This is a genomic window from Methylobacterium sp. 1973, assembly GCF_040545035.1.
Classification (GTDB): Bacteria; Pseudomonadota; Alphaproteobacteria; order Rhizobiales; family Beijerinckiaceae; genus Methylobacterium; species Methylobacterium fujisawaense.
This window is the reverse complement of record NZ_JBEPLA010000004.1, coordinates 327680-345244: the sequence shown is the minus strand read 5'-3', so window position 1 is coordinate 345244 and position 17565 is coordinate 327680. Positions and strand designations below refer to the sequence as shown.

Genomic DNA, 17565 nt, shown 5'->3' with positions numbered 1-17565 from the left:
TCACCCGGCGGCGTCGCCGACGAGCGCGAAGGTCAGGAGATCGACCGACCGGGCCCCGCCGCGCAGCAATGCCCGAGCGGCGGCGTTGCCGGTCGCGCCGGTGGTCATGACGTCGTCCACGAGGAGGATCCGGCGCCCGCGGATCCGGTGCTGTTCGGCGGTTGCCACGCGGAAGGCGCCGCTCAGGTTCTCGGCGCGGGCCGCACGGCTCAAACCCACCTGGGACCGCGTCGCGCGGACGCGCACGAGCGCCGTGGCGACGAAGGGGAGCCCGGCCGGTCCGGCAATCGCCCGGGCCAGAAGGGCGGACTGGTTGAACCGCCGGCGCCACAGGCGTCCGCGGTGGAGCGGTACCGGGACCAGGCATTCGGCGTCGGCGATCAGGGTTCGGCCGCTCGCGGCCATCATCCGGGCCATGACGCGGGCCAGATCGAGGCGGTCCTCGTATTTCAGGCGATGGACGAGGCGGCGCGCCACCGCATCGTACAGGGCTACAGACCGGGCACGCTCGAAGACCGGCGGCTCGGCGATCGCCCGGGGTGAGAGCAAAGGGCCGACCCCGAGATCGACCGCGAACGGCGTCCCGTAGCGCTGGCAGACCGGCTCCTCGATCAGCCGCAGGCTCGACCAGCAGGCCGGGCACAGGGCGCCGGGATCCGCGGTGGCGCCGCCGCAGCCCGCGCAGGTGGGCGGATAGATCAGCGAGACGACCCCGCGCGGCAGTCCGCGCAGGGTCCTTGCGACGGCCTCGAGAGCCGTCATGCGGCGGACGCGCCGCCCGAATCCGCGCTTCTACTGGGCCGAGACCGGGCGCGCCTGCGGCGCCATCTGCTGCTGCTGCATCTGGCGGTCGCGGGCGTTGGCGCGGTGACGGCCGATGGCGCAGCCGGCCGCAGCGCCGACGAGGCCGTGATGGCCGGCATAGTGCCCCGCGATGCCGCCGACGATGGCGCCCTTGATGCAGCCCTTGGCTTCGGCGCCGCCGGCGGCCGCGAGGGTGGTGAGGGCCACGGCGGCCCCGACGAGCATACGCTTCATGATCAATGCTCCATGACGAATCTCGGCCGTTTAAGCCGGTTGCAGCAGGAACAGCGACGCTGCCGAGTCGTTCCGACATTCTAGCGCGGCTCACGGATCCGTGCGCGCGGCCGTGCGAGAGGTGGCGCGGGACGGCTTCAGATGCCATCTCCCCCGCGATGGATGCTCCCTCCGCCCTGTTCGACACGGCCCTCGCCCGCCGCCGCCTCGCCCGAGCCCAGGGCCGCGGCTACGCGGGCTTCCTCGTCGATCGGCTCGCCGAGGATCTCGATGACCGCCTGGGGGCGGTCCTGCGCCGCTTCACTTCGGTGCTCGACCTCGCGACGCCCGTCCCGGTGGCGGCCCGGATGCTCGCGGCCCGGTATCCGGAGGCGCGGCATCTCCGTCTCGCGGCCCGGCCCGAGACGGGCGGCGGCCTGATCGTCGGCGACCCGGAGGCGCTGCCGCTGGCGGCCGGAAGCCTCGACCTCGCCGTCTCGCTGCTGAGCCTTCACGCCGTGAACGACCTCCCGGGCACGCTGATCCAGCTGCGCCGCGCCCTGCGGCCGGACGGGTTGTTCCTCGGCTGCCTGCTCGGCGGCGCCACCCTGACCGAGCTGCGCCAGAGCTTCGCCCAGGCCGAGAGCGAGGTCGAGGGCGGGATCAGCCCGCGCGTGGCGCCCTTCGCGGCGGTACGTGAGGCCGGCGGGTTGCTCCAGCGGGCCGGTTTCGCCCTGCCGGTGGCCGATACCGATACGCTGACGGTCCGCTACGCCGATCCGTTCGGCCTGATGCGCGATCTGCGCGCCATGGGCATGACCAACGTACTCACCGAGCGGCGGCGGACGCCGCTGCGGCGGGCGACGCTCCTGCGGACGGCAGAGATCTATGCCGAGCGGTTCGCGGATCCGGATGGGCGCGTGCGGGCCACCTTCGAGGTGCTGTGGCTTTCGGGCTGGGTCCCGCACGAGACCCAGCAGAAGCCGCTGCGGCCCGGGACCGCGAAGACGCGCCTCGCCGACGCGCTCGGAACCGTCGAGTTGAAGCCCGAGGGAGGGAGCACGCCATGAAGGTGCCTGGACCGGACCACCCGATCACCATCGAGCCCGAGCCCCGCCGCGTCCGCGTCGTCGTGGCGGGTGTCGCGGTCGCCGAGAGCCGGAACGCCCTCCGGCTGCAGGAGGCCCGGTATCCGCCGGTCTTCTACGTGCCGCGGAGCGACATCCGGGCCGATCGCTTCGTCGCCTCGGCGCGCACCACACACTGCCCGTACAAGGGCGACGCCCACTATTTCGACCTCGTCGTCGACGGTACCCGGCGCCCCGACGCGGTCTGGAGCTACGGGGACCCGTACCCGGCCGTCGCGGCGATCCGGGACCACGTGGCGTTCTATCCGGACCGGGTCGATGCCATCACGCTGGAGGACTGAGCCGGTCACCCGCCCGGTTTACCCGATTCAATCCCGGACGAGGCTCCAGAACCCGTGCTTGCGGCCGTGCGCCTGCCGCAGCGCCGCGCGGTAGGCCTTCGGATCCGGCTCGGCTTCGCCGGCCGCGAGGCGCCCCGCCAGGGCGTCGAGTTCCGCGAGGTAGCGCGCCCCATGCGGGTAGGCGGCGCTGCGGCCGCCCTCGAGGATGGAGTCGAGGAGCCGGCGATACAGGATCGTGGCCGCCCGGGGGTGTTCCTGGGCGAGCGCCTCGGCCGCCGGCGCCAGCACCGCGTACTGATCGCCCTGCCAGATCCCGGGCCTCGCGACCACCAATGCGGCGGCGCGGCGAAGATCCGGCCAAGCCGTCAGGAAGGTCAGAGCCCGGTGCGGCTGCGGGAAGGCCTCGGCATGGTCGAGGGCGCGCTGGAGCGCCTCCTCGTCCTCGAAATCCGGAAGCTTGGCGAGGAAGGTCCGCAGCATCGGCGCGTCGAGCTCCCGCTCGAATCGGGTCCACCGGAGGAGCTGTGCCTCGTCGGACCGGCCGAGGGCATCGAGGATCTCGATCTCCAGCGCCTGCCGTTCGCGCTCCGGCCCGCGCGTATCGAATCCCGCGATCAGATCTGCCCGCGTCGCGATGCGCAATCCCGGATCCTGCATGCGCCGGATCCAGTCCAGCGCCTCTTCCGCCCGTCCGGCGGCGAGGAGGCGCCGGGCAATCTCGACGCGGTTCTCCCGCCCCGGCAGCACCGTGCGCTCCAGGGCGATGAAGGCGTCCGGATCGCCGCGCCGGTCGGCTATGGCCTGCCGGAGGCGCAGGATCTGGATCCGGGCGGCCTGCCGATGATGCGTCGCCTCGCGGCGCGGATCGCCGCCCGTCGGCATCGCGGCGTCGGCCGCGGCGAGCCTGTCGTCGATCTCGGCAAGGGCCGACTCGAGCAGCGTCGGGATCATGTCCCCGAGGACGAGTCCCAGTGGACCGAACGGATCCGCCGCGAAGGGCTCGACGAGGCGTGCCGCCAACCCGGCGGCCTCCGCCGGAGGCAGGTTGCCCGCGATCTCCACGAAGGCCGTCGATGCGCGATCGAACACGCCCTGCACCGCGCCGGTGCTGTCGTCGACACGGTTCAGGACCGCGTCGGCACCGTTGAGGAAGCGCCTCAGGCGATCGAGGGCGGCGCCCGCATCGAGGGGGCGCAGCTCGTCGAGGATCACCGTCACGGTGGCGTTGAGATCGGCCGCGAAGGTCCGTCGCTTCTGCCAGTCGATATAGCCCTGGGCCCCCTCCAGGGCCGTCAGCCGCCGGTCGACGATGGCCGCCACGGCGTCCGGCCCCTGGAGGGAAGCCAAAGCGGCGCTCACCAGCTTCTTGAAGGCGGGATTGCGCGCGGTCTCGCCGAGGATCAGCCCGATCAACCGGTCCGGGCCGAGCGCCGCCAGCGTTTCCGGCGACGGTGTCGTGCGGCGCACGCCCTTCGGGAGGGCGGGCGCCTTCCGGCGTCCCTGCGGCGGCGGTTCCGGTGTCACCCGCCGCGCGCGCGCCACGATGGCCTCCATCGATGGTTCGGGTTCCACACGGCCGTCCCGTCCGCGCCGGCTACTCCACGACGCGGGCGCGGGGCCGATCGCTGCCCTGGGCGGTCTCGTCGTGCCAGCCGCCGGCCTGATCCTGGTAGCGGATGCCCTCGGTCGAGCCGGGGACCTGCTGCTCTGCCGCCGCGGCCTGGGCCGCTTGCAGCGCCTCTTCGCGACTCGGGAAGGTCTCGGAAAAGACGTCGCCGACCTTGTAGGCGAACCCGCCGTCGTGCTCGACGATGCGATAGGTAACCTCAGACATCACGCCTCCTGTTCACGCCCGGCATTGTTGAGCGCGAACCCGCCGGATGTGCTGGGGGTTCCAGGCGTGGTGCGTGGCGGCCTCCGATCCGCCGGAAAGTGCCGCTATCGGCAGCGGATCCCGATATCCAGACGATCCCGATGCAGCTTCGCCCGCTTCTCGCCCTCGCCCTTCTCCTGGTCGCCCGGCCCGCCAGCGCCGAGGAGGGGTTCCTCGACAAGCTCTTCGGCGGTTCCGGGCGCGAGACGCCGCCCAATCCGTTCGCCTCGAACTACCCGTCCGCGCCGCCCTCCGCGGAAGAAATCCGCGCCGTGCGGGCGCGGCGGGACGTGCGCGACGAACGCGGCGTCCGGCGCGGCCCGCTGCCTCCGGGCCGCATCCCGGAGGAGTGAGGCTCAGGCGTCGCCGACGACTCCGGCCGCGTCCTGGGCCTGAAGCACGTCCGGGCGCGGCATCGAGATGATGTTGTAGCCGGCATCCACGAAATGGACCTCGCCGGTGACACCGCCCGAGAGCGGCGACAGGAGGTAGAGGGCTGAGCCGCCGACATCCTCCAGGCTCACCGTGCGCCGCAGCGGCGCATGGGCCCGCTGGTGATTGAACATCAGCCGCGCGTCGGCGATTCCGGCGCCCGCCAGCGTCCGCATCGGGCCGGCGGACAGCGCGTTGACGCGGATCCCGTCCGGACCGAGATCGCTCGCGAGGTAGCGGACGGACGCCTCCAGCGCCGCCTTGGCCACGCCCATCACGTTGTAGTTCGGCATGACCCGGGTCGCCCCGCCGTAAGTCAGGGTCAGCAGGGACCCGCCCTGCGTCATCCGCTTGGCCGCGCGCTGCGCGATCTCGGTGAACGAGAAGCACGAGATCGTCATCGTCCGCACGAAATTCTCGCGGGTGGTCACGTCGACGTAGCGGCCCTTGAGCTGCGCCTTGTCGGAGAAGCCGATGGCGTGGACCACGAAGTCGAGGCCGCCGTCGAATCGCGCATCGAGGGCCTCGAAGGTCGCATCCACTGAGGCGAGGTCCTCGACGTCGCAGGGCAGGACGAGATCCGAATCGAGCTTGGCGGCGAGCGGTGCCACGCGGCGTCCCAAAGCCTCGCCCTGGTAGGTGAAAGCCAGGCGCGCGCCCTGGGCGTGCAGCGCCTTTGCGATACCCCAGGCGATCGAGTGATCGTTCGCGACGCCCATGATCAGGCCGCGCTTGCCTGCCATCAATCCCGTCATGCCGACTCACATCCTGACCAAGCACGCCGCCCCTACCAGGCGGGGACGGTCCGCGATCCGCGCAAGCGAACCGCCAAAGGGTGCCTTAGCGCGGCTCGCCGTGCGTTCCAAACCGGTCGGCGGTCGGACGGCAGGCAAAAAAAAGCCCCGCCTGTTGGCGGGGCGTTCCTGGCGGGGCGGCCGAACTCAGAAATGGCCGTCCGTATGCGACTGCGCCTCGTCGATGAGGGCCTGCTTCGCGTAGATCGCGGCGCAACCGGCGATGACCAGTCCGCTCAGCGTCCCGAAGATGAAAGTCCCCATTGCCACCACCAGATCTCAACATCCAGTAAACGCCGACCTCGAGCCGGCGGTTCCCTTCAGTAATCAGGCGTCGACGTGCTTCAGGACCAGGGTCGCGTTGGTGCCGCCGAAGCCGAAGGAATTCGTCAGCACGTGCCCAAGCTGCGCGTCGTCCCGACGCGCCCGCAGGATCGGCATGTCGGCGAAGGCAGGATCGAGTTCGTCGATATGCGCGCTCTCGCAGATGAAGCCGTTGTTCATCATGAGCAGGCTGTAGATCGCCTCCTGCACGCCGGTGGCGCCGAGCGAGTGACCGGTGAGCGACTTCGTGGCGGCGATCGGCGGGCATGCGTCGCCCCGGCCGAAGACCTCGCGGATCGCCTCGATCTCCTTGTCGTCGCCGACCGGCGTCGAGGTGGCGTGCGGGTTGATGTAGTCGATCCGCGCGCCCTTCAGGCCTTCCATGGCCTGCCGCATGCAGCGGACGGCCCCTTCGCCCGACGGCGCCACCATGTCGTGCCCATCCGACGTGGCGCCGTAGCCGGCCACCTCGCCGTAGATCCGGGCGCCCCGCGCCTTGGCGTGCTCCAGCTCCTCGAGGACCAGAACGCCCGCGCCGCCGGCGATGACGAAGCCGTCGCGGTTGGCATCGTAGGCGCGGGAGGCCCGGGACGGCGTGTCGTTGTACTTGGACGACATGGCGCCCATGGCGTCGAACAGCACCGAGAGGGTCCAGTCGAGGTCTTCGCACCCACCCGCGAAGATGATGTCCTGCCGCCCGCCCTGGATGATCTCTGCGGCGTTGCCGATGCAGTGATTCGACGTCGCGCAGGCGGAGGAGATCGAATAATTCACGCCGCGGATCTTGAACCACGTCGCCAGGGTCGCCGAGGCGGTGGACGACATCGCCTTCGGCACCGCGAACGGGCCGATGCGCTTGGGGCCCTTCTCCCGGGCGATGGCGGCGGCCTCGACGATCACCCGGGTCGACGGACCGCCCGAACCCATGATGATGCCGGTGCGCTCGTTCGAGATGTCGCCCTGTTCCAGACCCGCGTCCCGGATCGCCTGATCCATGGCGACGTGGTTCCAGGCGGTGCCGCCGCCGTGGAAGCGCATGGCGCGCCGGTCCACCACGCCTTCGGGGTCGAGGGTCGGCGCCCCCGAGACTTGGCTTCGGAAGCCGTGCTCGGCGTAGCTGGCGTCGCGCGCGATGCCCGAGCGGGCTTCGCGCAGGGAGGCGAGCACCTCCTGCGTGTTGTTGCCGATGGACGAGACGATGCCCATCCCGGTGATGACGACACGGCGCATGATGGTGACACTACCTCCGTCGCGGCCTCGGTCGCCCGGGCCACGTACCGGTCAGCTAAGGTGACGCGGACACAATCTCAACCACCGAGATCGTCCGGCGTTGCGGCCGAGCCGCGAACCGGACGCCCGGCCGACGCGATTCAGCTCTGGAACAGGCCGACCCGCATGTCCTGAACCTGATAGACGCGCTCGCCGTCTGCTTCGAGCCAGCCGTCGCCGATGCCGAGGACGAGCTTGCCCTGACGGACGCGCTTCACGTCGACATTGTAGACCACCTTCTTCATCGTCGGCAGGACCTGGCCGGCGAGCTTCACCTCGCCGACGCCGAGGGCGCGGCCACGACCCGGCGAGCCGAGCCAGCCGAGATGGAAGCCCAGCATCTGCCAGAGCGCATCGAGCCCGAGGCAGCCCGGCATCACCGGATCGCCCTGAAAGTGGCAGGGGAAGAACCAGAGGTCCGGCCGAATGTCGAGTTCGGCGGTCACGTGGCCCTTCCCATGGGCGCCACCGTCGGCCGCGATGGACGTGATGCGGTCGAACATCAGCATCGGCGGAAGCGGCAATTGCGCGTTCCCGGATCCGAAGAGTTCGCCGCGCCCGCAGGCCAGAAGATCCTCGTAAGAATAGTGCGACCGGCGGTTCGCGTCCTGCGCTTGTGTCTCGGCGTCTGGCGGCATTGGGTTGGCTGTTTCCTCGGATGTGCGCGATCTTCGCGTCGCGGGCGACTATACTCGGCCCGTCGGCTGGCGCGCGGGTTAGCACGGGGCGTCGCGCCTTCAAAGCCTGCGGCCGCAGGCATGCGGCAACGCTCGGGTTGCGACAGCCTGACCACTTCAATATACTCGGGCGACATCCGTTCCTTCAGGCCCCTCGTCGAGCGTTCAGTCCAGCGATGTCCGAACCGGTGCCATTCCAGGCCGTCTTCAACGGCCGGGTCCCCGCCCCCCAGTTGGAGGCCAACGGGACTCCGCGGCGCGGGTGCCCGCTGTCCGACCTCCGCGACCGCCTGCGTCGGGCTGGCCTGCGGCCGACGCGGCAGCGTCTCTCCCTCGGCTGGCTTCTGTTCGGCCGCGGCGACCGCCATCTCACGGCCGAGATGCTCTACGACGAAGCGATGCGCGCCAAGGTGCCGGTGTCGCTGGCGACGGTGTACAATACCCTCCATCAGTTCACCGAGGCGGGGCTGCTGCGCCAGCTCGCGCTCGACGGGTCGAAGGCCTATTTCGACACGAACCCGACCGAGCACCACCACTTCTACCTGGAAGACGAGAGCCAGGTCATCGACATGCCGGATTGCGGCATCACGGTCGATTCGCTGCCCGAGGCCCCCGAGGGGATGGAGATCGCCGGGGTCGAGGTGATCGTACGCCTGCGCCGCAGCCGGCCGGCGGGCCGCCGTCAGGGCTGACGCCGCGGCACGGCTCGGAACCATCAGGATCGTCGCAAAGGCCCGGATTCGTCCGGGCCTTTGCGTTTGCGCTCGGTCGCGCGACACCGGAGCGCCGGCCATTCCGGTCGGGGTGCGGCCCTCGATGCGGAAATCGGATACCGTCTGCTGCGCGGTCCCGGGATGGGAGCGTCCTTCCCGGCCGGCATCGCCCGACGGCGATGATCGCGCCGGACGCTACTCCACGACCTCGTTCGGATAGACGCCCCACAGGCGATTCTGGCGGATATAGCCATCCACGTCCCGCTTGTTCGGCAGGGCGACGATCAGGCGGCACCACGTGCCGGTGCAGCTCTTGACGCTGCCGATCACCCCGGTCTGAAGCTTGGCCTCGTCCTCGGCGCCGTCGTCGGCCTTCGCACGCAGCGATACGGCAGCCTTCTCGACGCCCTTGTCGGGGCCGGCATTCACGATGGCAGTCCGGCGGCCGGACAGCAGGGAGTGCAGCACCCAGCCTTCGGTCCCCTCCGAATCGCGGATCCGGCGCCAGGTCTCGAACTCGCCGATGATCTCGACGGGCAGGCCGGCCCGCTGGAAGACCCAAAGGGTGCGGTGATCCTTGGAGGGGCCCTCGCGGAGGTTGACGCGATCGGTCTTCAGGCTCGCGTAGCGCGGCAGCGGCAGCTTGGTCACCGGTCCGACCCCAGCCTCGGGGCCTGCGGGCGGCGCCGCCCGGGCACCGGTCGCGAGGCCGCCGGCCAGCATCGCCACGACGGCGAAGCTGAGGCGTGACACGCGCATGGTCGTCTCCCTATCCAGACGTGGCGTTGGTGGGCGCCGGACCTGTCGAAAGCAGGGCCGGTTCGACACGCGGACCGGGCCGCATCCGATTGTGTTCCGGCCCACCTCTGGTAGAGAGGCCGATGGGTCGGAACTGGCTCCGGAACCGGCGCCTCGTGACCGATCCTGTCTGGCCGAGTTCGGTTAACGGACGCTTGCGGGAAGCGGTCCGGGCGGAAGCCGCCGGGCGCGAGCCGCAATCAGGGCCGCGGGGCTGACGGGGAGAGAGACGTGTCGAAGCGCAAGCCGCTGGTGGTCGTGACGCGGCGCCTTCCGGATGCCGTCGAGACGCGGATGCGTGAGCTGTTCGACGTCCGGCTCAATGCCGACGACGCTCCGCTGGCGGCGGACGATCTGGCGGCCGCTTTGCGCGAGGCCGATGTCCTCGTCCCCACTGTCACGGACGAGATCGATTCCGGCCTGATTGCCCAGGCCGGACCGAACCTGCGGCTCATCGCCAATTTCGGCAACGGCGTCGATCACATCGACGTGGCGGCGGCGCTGGAGCGCGGCATCACGGTCACCAACACGCCCGGCGTGCTGACCGAGGACACCGCCGATATGACGATGGCGCTGATTCTCGCGGTGGCCCGCCGGGTGACCGAGGGGGCGCGGATCATCCCGGATGACGAGTGGACAACGGGCTGGTCGCCGACCTGGATGCTCGGCCGGCGCATCACCGGCAAGCGGCTGGGGATCGTCGGCATGGGCCGGATCGGCCAGGCCCTGGCCAAGCGCGCCCGCGCCTTCGGCTTGCAGGTCCATTACCACAACCGCCGCCGGGTGCCCGCCGCCATCGAGAGCGCCCTCGACGCCACCTACTGGGAATCCCTCGACCAGATGCTGGCGCGCGTCGACATCGTGTCGGTGAATTGCCCGCACACGCCGGCCACCTACCATCTGCTCTCGGCGCGGCGCCTGAAGCTGCTCAAGCCCGAGGCCATCGTGGTCAACACCGCCCGCGGCGAGGTGATCGACGAGAACGCCCTGGCGCGCCTGATCGAGGGCGGCGAGGTTTCGGCGGCCGGCCTCGACGTGTTCGAGCAGGAGCCCGCAGTCAGCCCCCGGCTCGTCAAGCTCGCGCGCCAGGGGAAGGTCGTGCTCCTGCCGCATATGGGTTCGGCAACCTATGAGAGCCGCACCGACATGGGCGAGAAGGTCATCATCAACATCAAGACCTTCATGGACGGCCACAGGCCGCCGGACCGCATCCTGCCCAGCATGCTCTGAGCAGCGCTGCGCCTTCGAGGGGCCTCAGGCCGCCAGCGGCTTTCTGGCGGCCTCGACGCTTTGGAACAGGCGCTCCGAGGTCGGCGCGAGGAAAGCGAAGCCGCATTCCGGGCTCTGATCGGAGAGGTCCTTCAGATCGGAATGGCCGACGCACAGCACCTTGCCCGGCTCCGCGCAGACCGCGAGGCGGTGCGCGCGTGCACCGGCGACGGAAGGCCCAATTCGCCCACGACACTGCCCGCGCCCGCCGCGAGACCGACTTCCGGAACCCGGAAGACGCCGCTCTCGATGCGGCAGATGGCCGGCCGTGTTTCCCTGGGGCAAGGCGCGGAGCCGGCGAACGGGATGGTTCGATCGCGCGGCGTGGACGGCCGGTCCGGAAGCGCAGAGGGTCCGCACGGGCGGTCTTGCCGCGATCAGAGGGCGTCGCCGGTCACCGCCTGGGGCTTGGCCATGCCCTGAACGCCCTGGAACAGGCGTTCGCTTGTCAGCTTCAGGAAGTAGAACCCGAATTCAGGGTTCTGGTAGTAGAGTTGCTTCACGTCCGAATAGGACACGCACAGCGCGTGACCCGCCTCGACGCAGACCAACGACGCGGTTCGGGCATTGCCGGGTGACAGCAGACCCAGCTCGCCGACGATCCCGCCCTTGCGCACCTCGAGGCCGACTTCCGGGATCCGGAACACGCCGCTCTCGATGTAGTACATCTCGTCGGCGAGATCCCCCTTGCGGAACACCACCTCGCCGACACCGAACGGGCGCCGCGAGCCGAAGGGCCGCAGCCATTCGAGGGACAGGTCGCCGTCGGCGGCCGTCTCAACGTCGCGGACGAGGCGCATCATCTGCCAGAGCCGATAGGCGTTGAAGGGCATCTGGATCAGCTCGGTGAGCACCACCGGCATGCTGCCGATCAGGATGCCGTAGGTGATCACGGCACAGCTTGCGCAGAGCGAGATGATCCGCAACGGAATCATCGTGCTCATGGCCGTCGCCGAAATGGTCAGCGCCGTCCCGAGATAGCCGATGCCCTCGACCCAATCCATGGCCGCCCCCTGAAGCGTGTCAGCCGGGGGATGCCTGTCTTGCCCCGCTCCGGCAAGCTTTTCGGGGCTTTCCGCGCAGCGGGGATCTCAGCCTGTGCCTGCACGGATACGCGTCCCGGCCCCGTCCGTGACGACCGCGGCCACGGCCTCGGCGGCCCGAACGCCCTCCTCGTAGGCGCCGCCGACGGTGCCCCACTGTTCCCGGGACAGCGCCTCGCCGGCGAACCAGACCGTATCGGCCACCGCGCCGCGCAGGGCCTGTCGCGCCGGCGCATGGCCCGGCGGGACTACCGCCCACGATCCGCGCGACCATCGGTCGTGGCGCCACGCGCTCACCGCCGGGATCGTGAGGTCGCGCAGCCGTGCGCCGCCGAAATGCTCGGCCAGGACCGCGCGGACATGGCGGCGCACGCCGTCTGCGCCGGAGCCAGCGGCGTCGATTGCCGCTGCCTCGTGCAGGTCGAGTTCGTAATAGTGGAACGGCGTTCCGTCGATGCGGGTCAGAAGCCCCGGCGGCGCGTGACGCCCGCCATGGATCGCCGCGAGCCGGTCGCGGCCGCGGAACGGGCTCGACGGCCAGTGCAGCACCGCGTGCTCGTAGATACCGGTGGTGAACCCGTCGATGGCGACGCGGGCCGCATTCGGCAGCGGCGGCGAGAAGACCGGCCCCTCACGCAACACCATCATCGGTACGGTCACGATCACGGCGCGCGCGGCGTGCTCGGCTCCGGCCGCGGTGGTCGCGCGGACCCGGCCGCCCGACCAGTCGATCCGCGTCACCGCTGTCGCGAGCGCCACCGGCAACCCGTCCGCCAAGCGGGCGAGGTAGCTGCCGTAGCCGTCGGCGAGGAAGTAGTTGTCGCCGTATTCGAGGCTGGGGAAGTCCTGAAGCGAGACCTCGTTCAGCGGCCGGCCCGACACGAGGCCATGGACCTGCGCCACCCGCGCCCCCCAGGGCCCGAGCCCCGGCGGCAGCGCGCTGCCTGCCGGCCGGTCGGGACCGTGCTGCGCGGCGCCGCGGGTCATGGCCCGGTCGGCCCGGTCGAAGGCACGCCCGTTGGCCCGGATCTCGGCGGCGCGGCCGGGCCGACGCCCGACCCAGACGTGGCTCTCCTGCGGCGCACGGCGCAGCCGCTCGCCGCGCGTCCGACCGAGCGTCACCAGGGGATTGATCGGCCCGGCATGCAGCCAATGGGCTCCGAGATCGAGGGCATGTCCGCGCAGGGCGACAGTCAGGGCGCGGCCACCGACGCGGTCCCGTGCCTCCAGCATGGCCACCGAAACCCCCCGTGCGGCAAGAGTCCGGGCCGCGCCGATCCCCGCGGCACCCGCACCGATCACCAGCACGTCTGCCACTTCGGGAAGCGGCGCGAGGCGCGGCCTGTAGGCGGGGCGGAACGCCGGGTCGATCCATCGGGACTCCGCAGCCTGCGGCATCGCGACCTGTCCGGTGGTGCCCTGTCCGGTGGTGCCCTGTCCGGTCGTGTCCTGTCCGGTGGTATCCTGCACGCGTTCTCCCCGCACCCTCTCGCCCCTGCGACGGCTCCCGGCCTTGCACCGGTCGCCACACCGCTCCACAACGCGCCTGCGCCGCTTTCGGCGCGGGCCGGAACACTTCGCCCGATGCTCGTCGAGTCCGCCGCGGCGGCGTTGCGCCAGACCTTCTCGCCACCGCTGCGGGCGATCCTGTGGAAATCCCTCGGCCTGACGGTCGGGCTCCTGCTCCTGGTCTGGCTCGGCCTGACCCGGCTCATCCAGGCGTTCCAGGCGAGCCACCACATCTCCACCCAGTACCCGATCCTCGACAACCTCGCCTACTATCTGGCGGGGGTCGGTCTCGTCGTGGTCCTCGCCTACCTGATGCCGGCGGTCTCGATCCTCGTGGCGGGCTTCTTCCTCGACGATGCCGCCGAGATCGTCGAGCGCACCGATTTCCCGAATGACCCGCCCGGACGCCCCATGCCGTTCGGAACCGCCATGCTCTATGCGGTGCGCTTCGCCGGCCTGACGCTTCTGGTCAATCTCGCGGCGCTGGTGATCTTCTTCGTGCCGGTGATCGGAATCGCGGCCTTCTTCGCGGCCAATGCCTATCTGCTCTCCCGCGAGTATTTCGAGATGGCGGCGGCCCGGTTCCGGCCCCTTCCGGAGGCCGCCGAGATGCGCCGCGCTTTCTCCGTCCGGACACTCGGTGCCGGTTGCCTGCTGGCGGCCCTGATGGTCGTTCCGATCCTCAACTTGCTGACGCCGCTCTTCGGAATCGCGCTGATGGTCCACCTCCACAAGCGCCTCGGCCGACGCCCGCTGGTGACCGGACCCCTGCGTTAGGCCCACGCATCTGCGAGGATGCGGCCCGTGACCGCTCTGGCCGGCCCGGCCGTCGCCCGCTACCTTCACCGTGACCCGACCGGACGTTCGGGGCGGAGAGCCGATCGATGAAGGCGCACGACGCGGGTGCGGACGTTCCACCGCCGCCCGGCAAGGTCCCGTTCTTTCTCGTAGGGCTTGCCGCAATGGGTCTCCTGGCCTGGGGCGCCTACGGCCATTGGCAGCGCGACGCGGAGGCGACCGCGACGCTGGAGCGGATCAAGACCCTCGTGCCCCAGGTGCGGACCGTCGCGGCCGTGCGGGCGGAGGGCCCCGTCGATCTCGTGCTTCCCGGCGAGATGCAGGCCTTCACCACGGCGGCGATCGCCGCCCGCGCCACCGGCTACATCGCCGAACGCCGGGTCGATATCGGATCGCGCGTGAAGGCGGGCGAGCTGCTCCTGCGCATCGCCGCACCGGATCTCGATCAGCAACTCGCGCAGGCCGAGGCGCAGGTCGGACAATTGAGGGCGCAGTTGCTCCAGGCACAGGCGCAGGTCGAGCAGGCGCGCGCCAACGTCAACCTCGCCAACCTCACCAATAACCGCACCTCCACGCTCGCGGTGCAAGGTTGGGCGTCGCGGCAGAACGCCGACAACACCCAGGCCGGTGTGCTCAGTCAGGCCGCGGCGCTCGCCGCCGCAGAGGCCGGCGTGAAGGTCGCCACGGCCAACATCAAGGTGCAGGAGGCCGTCGTCGACCGCCTGAAGGCGCTCACTGCGTTCGAGCGCGTCGTAGCCCCGTTCGATGGCGTCGTAACGGTGCGCAATGTCGATGTCGGGGATCTTGTCCGGGCCGATAACGGCGGGACGCCGCTCCTGAGCATGGATCAGGACAGCACCCTGCGTATCACCGTCAACGTCCCGCAGAACGACGCCATCGGCGTCAAGCCCGGTGTCCAGGCATTGATCACCGTCCCGCAGATGCCGGGCCGCCGCTTCGAGGGTTTCGTGGAGCGCAGCTCCGTTGCGCTGAACGCGGCGTCGCGTACGTTGACCACCCAGGTGGACGTGCCCAATCCCGACCGGACCCTGCGCGCCGGGCTCTATGCCTACGTCACCCTCAAGATCCCCCGGACCGAGCCCGGCGTAACGATCCCCGCCGAGGCGACGGTGTTCAACAGCAACGGCCTGCAGGTCGCGACCCTGGGCGACGATGACCGGGTGACATGGCGGACGATCCGCGTGCGGCGCGATCTCGGGCGCACGCTGGAGCTGGATTCCGGTCTCTCCGCGGACAGCCGCATCATCTACAGCCCGGCTCCGGACTTGCGCGACGGCCAGTCGGTCGAACCCGTGAAACCGCCGCAGTCGATGGAGCCGCTCCGATCGGCGCAACGCTGATCGGCCGGGAACAGCCCCCTGCAATCCGCGTCGGGCTCACCATCGGCCTCACCCTCGCGCCGAGCGACGGGACGAGCTGTGAGAAGCGCATCAAGAACGCCGAGGTCACCCGCAATCGCGGAAAAGGCCGAGGCGTGCGGCGCGTTGCGGTTCTTCGGGCCTGCGATGGATGAGCGCCCCCAGGTTCGCAGGATCCTGGAAGGCGATCTGCCCGATGTGCTCGCCGGGGAGATCTTCGAGGCCTGTGATCGGCCGGTCTACAGCCTCGGGGCGGATCGCATCTGCGCGTTCACGTCGGCACGCCTCGTCACCGCTTTGCACCCGGCACTGCGGCGGACCGGATTGCCAGGACGGCGGCCGGAGCCGGACGCGCGCCGCCCCCGCGAGGAGGCCGCGCGCGCCATCGGTCTGCGGGCGGACGGGCCGCCCTATTCGGCGGCGTCGAGACGCGGGCGCTCCACGTGGCTGCGCTCGGCCTTGACCAGCTCGGCGGTTCGGAACGCCACCTCGAGGGCCTGCTCCGCGTTGAGGCGCGGGTCGCAGTAGGTGTGGTAGCGGTCCTGAAGGTCGTCGGCCGTCAGCGCCCGGGCGCCGCCCGTGCATTCGGTGACGTCCTTGCCGGTCATCTCCAGATGGATGCCGCCCGCGAAGGTGCCCTCGGCCCGGTGAACGCCGAAGAAGCCTTCGATCTCCTGCATCACCCGCTCGAAGGGCCGGGTCTTGTAGCGGCCCGCCGGGATCGTGTTCCCGTGCATCGGATCGCAGATCCACACCACCGAGCGCCCTTCCCGCTCGACCGCCCGGATCAGCGCCGGCAGGTGGTCGCCGACCTTGTCGGCGCCGAAGCGGCAGATCAGGCTGAGGCGCCCCGGCTCATTCTCCGGGTTGAGCAGGTCGATCAGCCGGATCAAGCCTTCGGCCTTCATGGACGGGCCGCACTTGAGGCCGATCGGGTTCTTGATGCCGCGGGCGTATTCCACGTGGGCGTGGTCGGGCTGCCGGGTCCGATCGCCGATCCACAGCATGTGGCCGGAGGTCGCGTACCAATCGCCCGTGGTCGAGTCGACGCGGGTCAGCGCCTCCTCGTAGCCGAGCAGCAGTGCCTCGTGGCTGGTGTAGAAATCGGTGGTCCGCACCTCCGGATGCGTCTCCGGATTGATGCCGATCGCCCGCATGAAGTCGAGGGCGTCGGTCATGCGGCCGGCCACATCCTGGTAGCGCGAGGATTGCGGCGAATCCTTCACGAAGCCCAGCATCCAGCGGTGCGCGTTCTCCAGGTTGGCGTAGCCGCCGGTGGCGAAGGCGCGCAGCAGGTTCAGGGTCGCGGCCGACTGACGGTAGGCCTCGAGCTGGCGGCGGGGATCCGGAACCCGCAACTCCTCGGTGAAGCCGATGCCGTTGATAATGTCGCCCCGGTAGCTCGGCAGGCTCACGCCCTCGAGGGTCTCGGTGGGCGAGGAGCGCGGCTTGGCGAACTGGCCGGCGATGCGCCCGACCTTCACCACGGGCGATCCGCCCGCGAAGGTCAGCACCATCGCCATCTGCAGGAACACCCGGAAAAAATCCCGGATGTTGTCGGCGGAATGCTCGTCGAAGCTCTCGGCGCAGTCGCCGCCCTGCAGCAGAAAGGCTTGGCCCGCGGCGACGCGCCCCAGCGCCGCCTTCAGCTTGCGGGCCTCACCTGCAAAGACCAGCGGCGGAAAGCTCGCGATCTGCGACTCCACGGCACCCAGGGCGGCAGCGTCCGGATAGGCGGGCACCTGCTCGATCGGCAGATGTCTCCAGCTTTTCGGTGTCCAACGCTCGCCCATGGTCTCTCTCCGCGCACCTCTTCGTGCGATCGCGCCGTCGCGCGAAGCGCGGCTTATAGAGAGGTTCCTTCACACTTGCGAGTGCCGCGAAACCGGGGGCAGGCGCGCCTCGGCGTCAGGCCTCGCCGTCTTCCACCTCGATCCCGTGCTCGGCCAGGATCCAGAAGATCGCCTCCAGGTCTTCCGCCGACACGTCCCGGGGGGGCAGCGCCTCCTCCAGATCGTCGTAGGTCAGGTTGCGGCTGCGCTGCGCCTCAGCCTTGGCGAGCAGGCGGTCGATGGCCTGACGGATATCGGGCGGCAGGGCATCGTGGCTCGGCGGCCGATGGAAGGCCGGCCGCAGGGCGTCCGCCAGCAGGCCATCGATGATCGCCTGCCGCCGCGCATGCGCGTCGTCCTCGCGTCGTCCCTTGCCTGTGCTCGGCTTGCCCATGCCACAGATATGGCT

General features: G+C 70.4%; 21 protein-coding genes. 7 read left to right on the top strand and 14 right to left on the bottom strand.

Going from position 1 to position 17565, the window contains the following annotated elements; all coding sequences use genetic code 11:
• Together ABIC70_RS11195 and ABIC70_RS11190 are read right to left on the bottom strand one after the other, a co-directional pair.
• Positions 1 to 762, bottom strand: coding sequence for a ComF family protein (locus ABIC70_RS11195; RefSeq protein WP_354439738.1), 762 nt, complete (start codon positions 760 to 762; stop codon positions 1 to 3).
• A 30-nt stretch (positions 763 to 792) separates the two neighbouring features.
• The gene (locus tag ABIC70_RS11190) at positions 793 to 1038 is read right to left on the bottom strand and encodes a hypothetical protein (protein WP_043355746.1); all 246 of its coding nucleotides are present in this window, start codon (positions 1036 to 1038) and stop codon (positions 793 to 795) included.
• Positions 1039 to 1196: 158 nt separating this feature from the next.
• Between ABIC70_RS11190 and ABIC70_RS11185 the strand changes: the two genes are divergently transcribed.
• Positions 1197 to 2087 carry a methyltransferase domain-containing protein gene (locus ABIC70_RS11185; protein ID WP_043380670.1) on the top strand — a complete coding sequence of 297 codons (891 nt, stop codon included), beginning with the start codon at positions 1197 to 1199 and terminating at the stop codon, positions 2085 to 2087.
• Positions 2084 to 2446 (top strand): DUF427 domain-containing protein, encoded by a 363-nt coding sequence (locus ABIC70_RS11180; protein ID WP_354439737.1) that lies wholly within the window; start codon positions 2084 to 2086, stop codon positions 2444 to 2446. The genes ABIC70_RS11185 and ABIC70_RS11180 overlap by 4 nt, the downstream gene beginning before the upstream one ends.
• Positions 2447 to 2473: 27 nt before the next feature.
• Here the strand turns inward: ABIC70_RS11180 and ABIC70_RS11175 are convergent, their stop codons facing one another.
• Together ABIC70_RS11175 and ABIC70_RS11170 are read right to left on the bottom strand one after the other, a co-directional pair.
• Entirely contained in the window at positions 2474 to 3988 is a 1515-nt protein-coding gene (locus ABIC70_RS11175) for a DUF6880 family protein (protein ID WP_354439750.1), read from the bottom strand.
• 52 nt (positions 3989 to 4040) lie between these two features.
• A complete protein-coding gene (locus ABIC70_RS11170; RefSeq protein WP_020092122.1) occupies positions 4041 to 4280 on the bottom strand; it encodes a hypothetical protein in 240 nt (79 codons plus the stop codon).
• Between the two features lie 140 nt (positions 4281 to 4420).
• On the opposite strand from ABIC70_RS11170, the gene ABIC70_RS11165 reads away from it, so the two are divergent.
• Positions 4421 to 4672: a hypothetical protein gene (locus ABIC70_RS11165; protein ID WP_354439736.1), complete on the top strand. Its 252-nt coding sequence runs from the start codon at positions 4421 to 4423 to the stop codon at positions 4670 to 4672.
• Between the two features lie 3 nt (positions 4673 to 4675).
• On the opposite strand, the gene fabI is transcribed toward ABIC70_RS11165, so the two are convergent.
• The 4 genes from fabI to fabA all read right to left on the bottom strand — a co-directional run bounded on the left by fabI (position 4676) and on the right by fabA (position 7776).
• Positions 4676 to 5506, bottom strand: a complete 831-nt coding sequence (gene fabI, locus ABIC70_RS11160) for an enoyl-ACP reductase FabI (RefSeq protein ID WP_043355017.1) — start codon at positions 5504 to 5506, stop codon at positions 4676 to 4678.
• A gap of 186 nt (positions 5507 to 5692) precedes the next feature.
• Positions 5693 to 5815 carry a hypothetical protein gene (locus tag ABIC70_RS11155; RefSeq protein ID WP_257787406.1) on the bottom strand — a complete coding sequence of 41 codons (123 nt, stop codon included), beginning with the start codon at positions 5813 to 5815 and terminating at the stop codon, positions 5693 to 5695.
• Between the two features lie 57 nt (positions 5816 to 5872).
• On the bottom strand, positions 5873 to 7099 hold the full coding sequence (gene fabB, locus ABIC70_RS11150; protein WP_043380680.1) for a beta-ketoacyl-ACP synthase I: 1227 nt from the start codon (positions 7097 to 7099) through the stop codon (positions 5873 to 5875).
• Between the two features lie 140 nt (positions 7100 to 7239).
• Complete coding sequence (gene fabA / locus ABIC70_RS11145; RefSeq protein WP_043380682.1) at positions 7240 to 7776, bottom strand: 3-hydroxyacyl-[acyl-carrier-protein] dehydratase FabA; 537 nt, start codon at positions 7774 to 7776, stop codon at positions 7240 to 7242.
• Positions 7777 to 7991: 215 nt separating this feature from the next.
• Between fabA and irr the strand changes: the two genes are divergently transcribed.
• Positions 7992 to 8507, top strand: a complete 516-nt coding sequence (irr, locus tag ABIC70_RS11140) for a Fur family transcriptional regulator Irr (RefSeq protein ID WP_012319639.1) — start codon at positions 7992 to 7994, stop codon at positions 8505 to 8507.
• 216 nt (positions 8508 to 8723) lie between these two features.
• Here irr and ABIC70_RS11135 read toward each other — a convergent pair whose 3' ends face one another.
• Positions 8724 to 9287 carry an SH3 domain-containing protein gene (locus ABIC70_RS11135; protein WP_043355011.1) on the bottom strand — a complete coding sequence of 188 codons (564 nt, stop codon included), beginning with the start codon at positions 9285 to 9287 and terminating at the stop codon, positions 8724 to 8726.
• A gap of 270 nt (positions 9288 to 9557) precedes the next feature.
• Here ABIC70_RS11135 and ABIC70_RS11130 point away from each other — a divergent pair, with 270 nt between their 5' ends.
• Positions 9558 to 10556 carry a 2-hydroxyacid dehydrogenase gene (locus ABIC70_RS11130; RefSeq protein WP_043380685.1) on the top strand — a complete coding sequence of 333 codons (999 nt, stop codon included), beginning with the start codon at positions 9558 to 9560 and terminating at the stop codon, positions 10554 to 10556.
• 24 nt (positions 10557 to 10580) lie between these two features.
• Here ABIC70_RS11130 and ABIC70_RS11125 read toward each other — a convergent pair whose 3' ends face one another.
• The 3 genes from ABIC70_RS11125 to ABIC70_RS11115 all read right to left on the bottom strand — a co-directional run bounded on the left by ABIC70_RS11125 (position 10581) and on the right by ABIC70_RS11115 (position 13036).
• Positions 10581 to 10715: a hypothetical protein gene (locus tag ABIC70_RS11125; RefSeq protein ID WP_257791599.1), complete on the bottom strand. Its 135-nt coding sequence runs from the start codon at positions 10713 to 10715 to the stop codon at positions 10581 to 10583.
• 257 nt (positions 10716 to 10972) lie between these two features.
• On the bottom strand, positions 10973 to 11599 hold the full coding sequence (locus tag ABIC70_RS11120) for a Crp/Fnr family transcriptional regulator (protein ID WP_043380688.1): 627 nt from the start codon (positions 11597 to 11599) through the stop codon (positions 10973 to 10975).
• An 87-nt stretch (positions 11600 to 11686) separates the two neighbouring features.
• A complete protein-coding gene (locus tag ABIC70_RS11115; protein WP_354439749.1) occupies positions 11687 to 13036 on the bottom strand; it encodes a flavin monoamine oxidase family protein in 1350 nt (449 codons plus the stop codon).
• 186 nt (positions 13037 to 13222) lie between these two features.
• Between ABIC70_RS11115 and ABIC70_RS11110 the strand changes: the two genes are divergently transcribed.
• A complete protein-coding gene (locus ABIC70_RS11110; RefSeq protein WP_043757826.1) occupies positions 13223 to 13924 on the top strand; it encodes a sulfate transporter family protein in 702 nt (233 codons plus the stop codon).
• A 107-nt stretch (positions 13925 to 14031) separates the two neighbouring features.
• Entirely contained in the window at positions 14032 to 15306 is a 1275-nt protein-coding gene (locus tag ABIC70_RS11105) for an efflux RND transporter periplasmic adaptor subunit (RefSeq protein ID WP_354439735.1), read from the top strand.
• A gap of 428 nt (positions 15307 to 15734) precedes the next feature.
• Here the strand turns inward: ABIC70_RS11105 and ABIC70_RS11100 are convergent, their stop codons facing one another.
• Positions 15735 to 17117 (bottom strand): class II 3-deoxy-7-phosphoheptulonate synthase, encoded by a 1383-nt coding sequence (locus ABIC70_RS11100; RefSeq protein ID WP_043380697.1) that lies wholly within the window; start codon positions 17115 to 17117, stop codon positions 15735 to 15737.
• A gap of 115 nt (positions 17118 to 17232) precedes the next feature.
• On the bottom strand, positions 17233 to 17550 hold the full coding sequence (locus tag ABIC70_RS11095; protein ID WP_043380700.1) for an RNA polymerase sigma factor region1.1 domain-containing protein: 318 nt from the start codon (positions 17548 to 17550) through the stop codon (positions 17233 to 17235).
• Positions 17551 to 17565 lie beyond the last annotated feature (15 nt).

Bases quoted from the DNA above. Each gene is read 5' to 3' on its own strand.
- ABIC70_RS11195 (WP_354439738.1), bottom strand. From the start codon at position 762: ATGACGGCTCTCGAGGCCGTCGCAAGGACCCTGCGCGGACTGCCGCGC.
- ABIC70_RS11190 (WP_043355746.1), bottom strand. From the start codon at position 1,038: ATGAAGCGTATGCTCGTCGGGGCCGCCGTGGCCCTCACCACCCTCGCG.
- ABIC70_RS11185 (WP_043380670.1), top strand. From the start codon at position 1,197: ATGGATGCTCCCTCCGCCCTGTTCGACACGGCCCTCGCCCGCCGCCGC.
- ABIC70_RS11180 (WP_354439737.1), top strand. From the start codon at position 2,084: ATGAAGGTGCCTGGACCGGACCACCCGATCACCATCGAGCCCGAGCCC.
- ABIC70_RS11170 (WP_020092122.1), bottom strand. From the start codon at position 4,280: ATGTCTGAGGTTACCTATCGCATCGTCGAGCACGACGGCGGGTTCGCC.
- ABIC70_RS11165 (WP_354439736.1), top strand. From the start codon at position 4,421: ATGCAGCTTCGCCCGCTTCTCGCCCTCGCCCTTCTCCTGGTCGCCCGG.
- fabI (WP_043355017.1), bottom strand. From the start codon at position 5,506: ATGACGGGATTGATGGCAGGCAAGCGCGGCCTGATCATGGGCGTCGCG.
- fabB (WP_043380680.1), bottom strand. From the start codon at position 7,099: ATGCGCCGTGTCGTCATCACCGGGATGGGCATCGTCTCGTCCATCGGC.
- fabA (WP_043380682.1), bottom strand. From the start codon at position 7,776: ATGCCGCCAGACGCCGAGACACAAGCGCAGGACGCGAACCGCCGGTCG.
- irr (WP_012319639.1), top strand. From the start codon at position 7,992: ATGTCCGAACCGGTGCCATTCCAGGCCGTCTTCAACGGCCGGGTCCCC.
- ABIC70_RS11135 (WP_043355011.1), bottom strand. From the start codon at position 9,287: ATGCGCGTGTCACGCCTCAGCTTCGCCGTCGTGGCGATGCTGGCCGGC.
- ABIC70_RS11120 (WP_043380688.1), bottom strand. From the start codon at position 11,599: ATGGATTGGGTCGAGGGCATCGGCTATCTCGGGACGGCGCTGACCATT.
- ABIC70_RS11115 (WP_354439749.1), bottom strand. From the start codon at position 13,036: ATGCCGCAGGCTGCGGAGTCCCGATGGATCGACCCGGCGTTCCGCCCC.
- ABIC70_RS11110 (WP_043757826.1), top strand. From the start codon at position 13,223: ATGCTCGTCGAGTCCGCCGCGGCGGCGTTGCGCCAGACCTTCTCGCCA.
- ABIC70_RS11105 (WP_354439735.1), top strand. From the start codon at position 14,032: ATGAAGGCGCACGACGCGGGTGCGGACGTTCCACCGCCGCCCGGCAAG.
- ABIC70_RS11100 (WP_043380697.1), bottom strand. From the start codon at position 17,117: ATGGGCGAGCGTTGGACACCGAAAAGCTGGAGACATCTGCCGATCGAG.
- ABIC70_RS11095 (WP_043380700.1), bottom strand. From the start codon at position 17,550: ATGGGCAAGCCGAGCACAGGCAAGGGACGACGCGAGGACGACGCGCAT.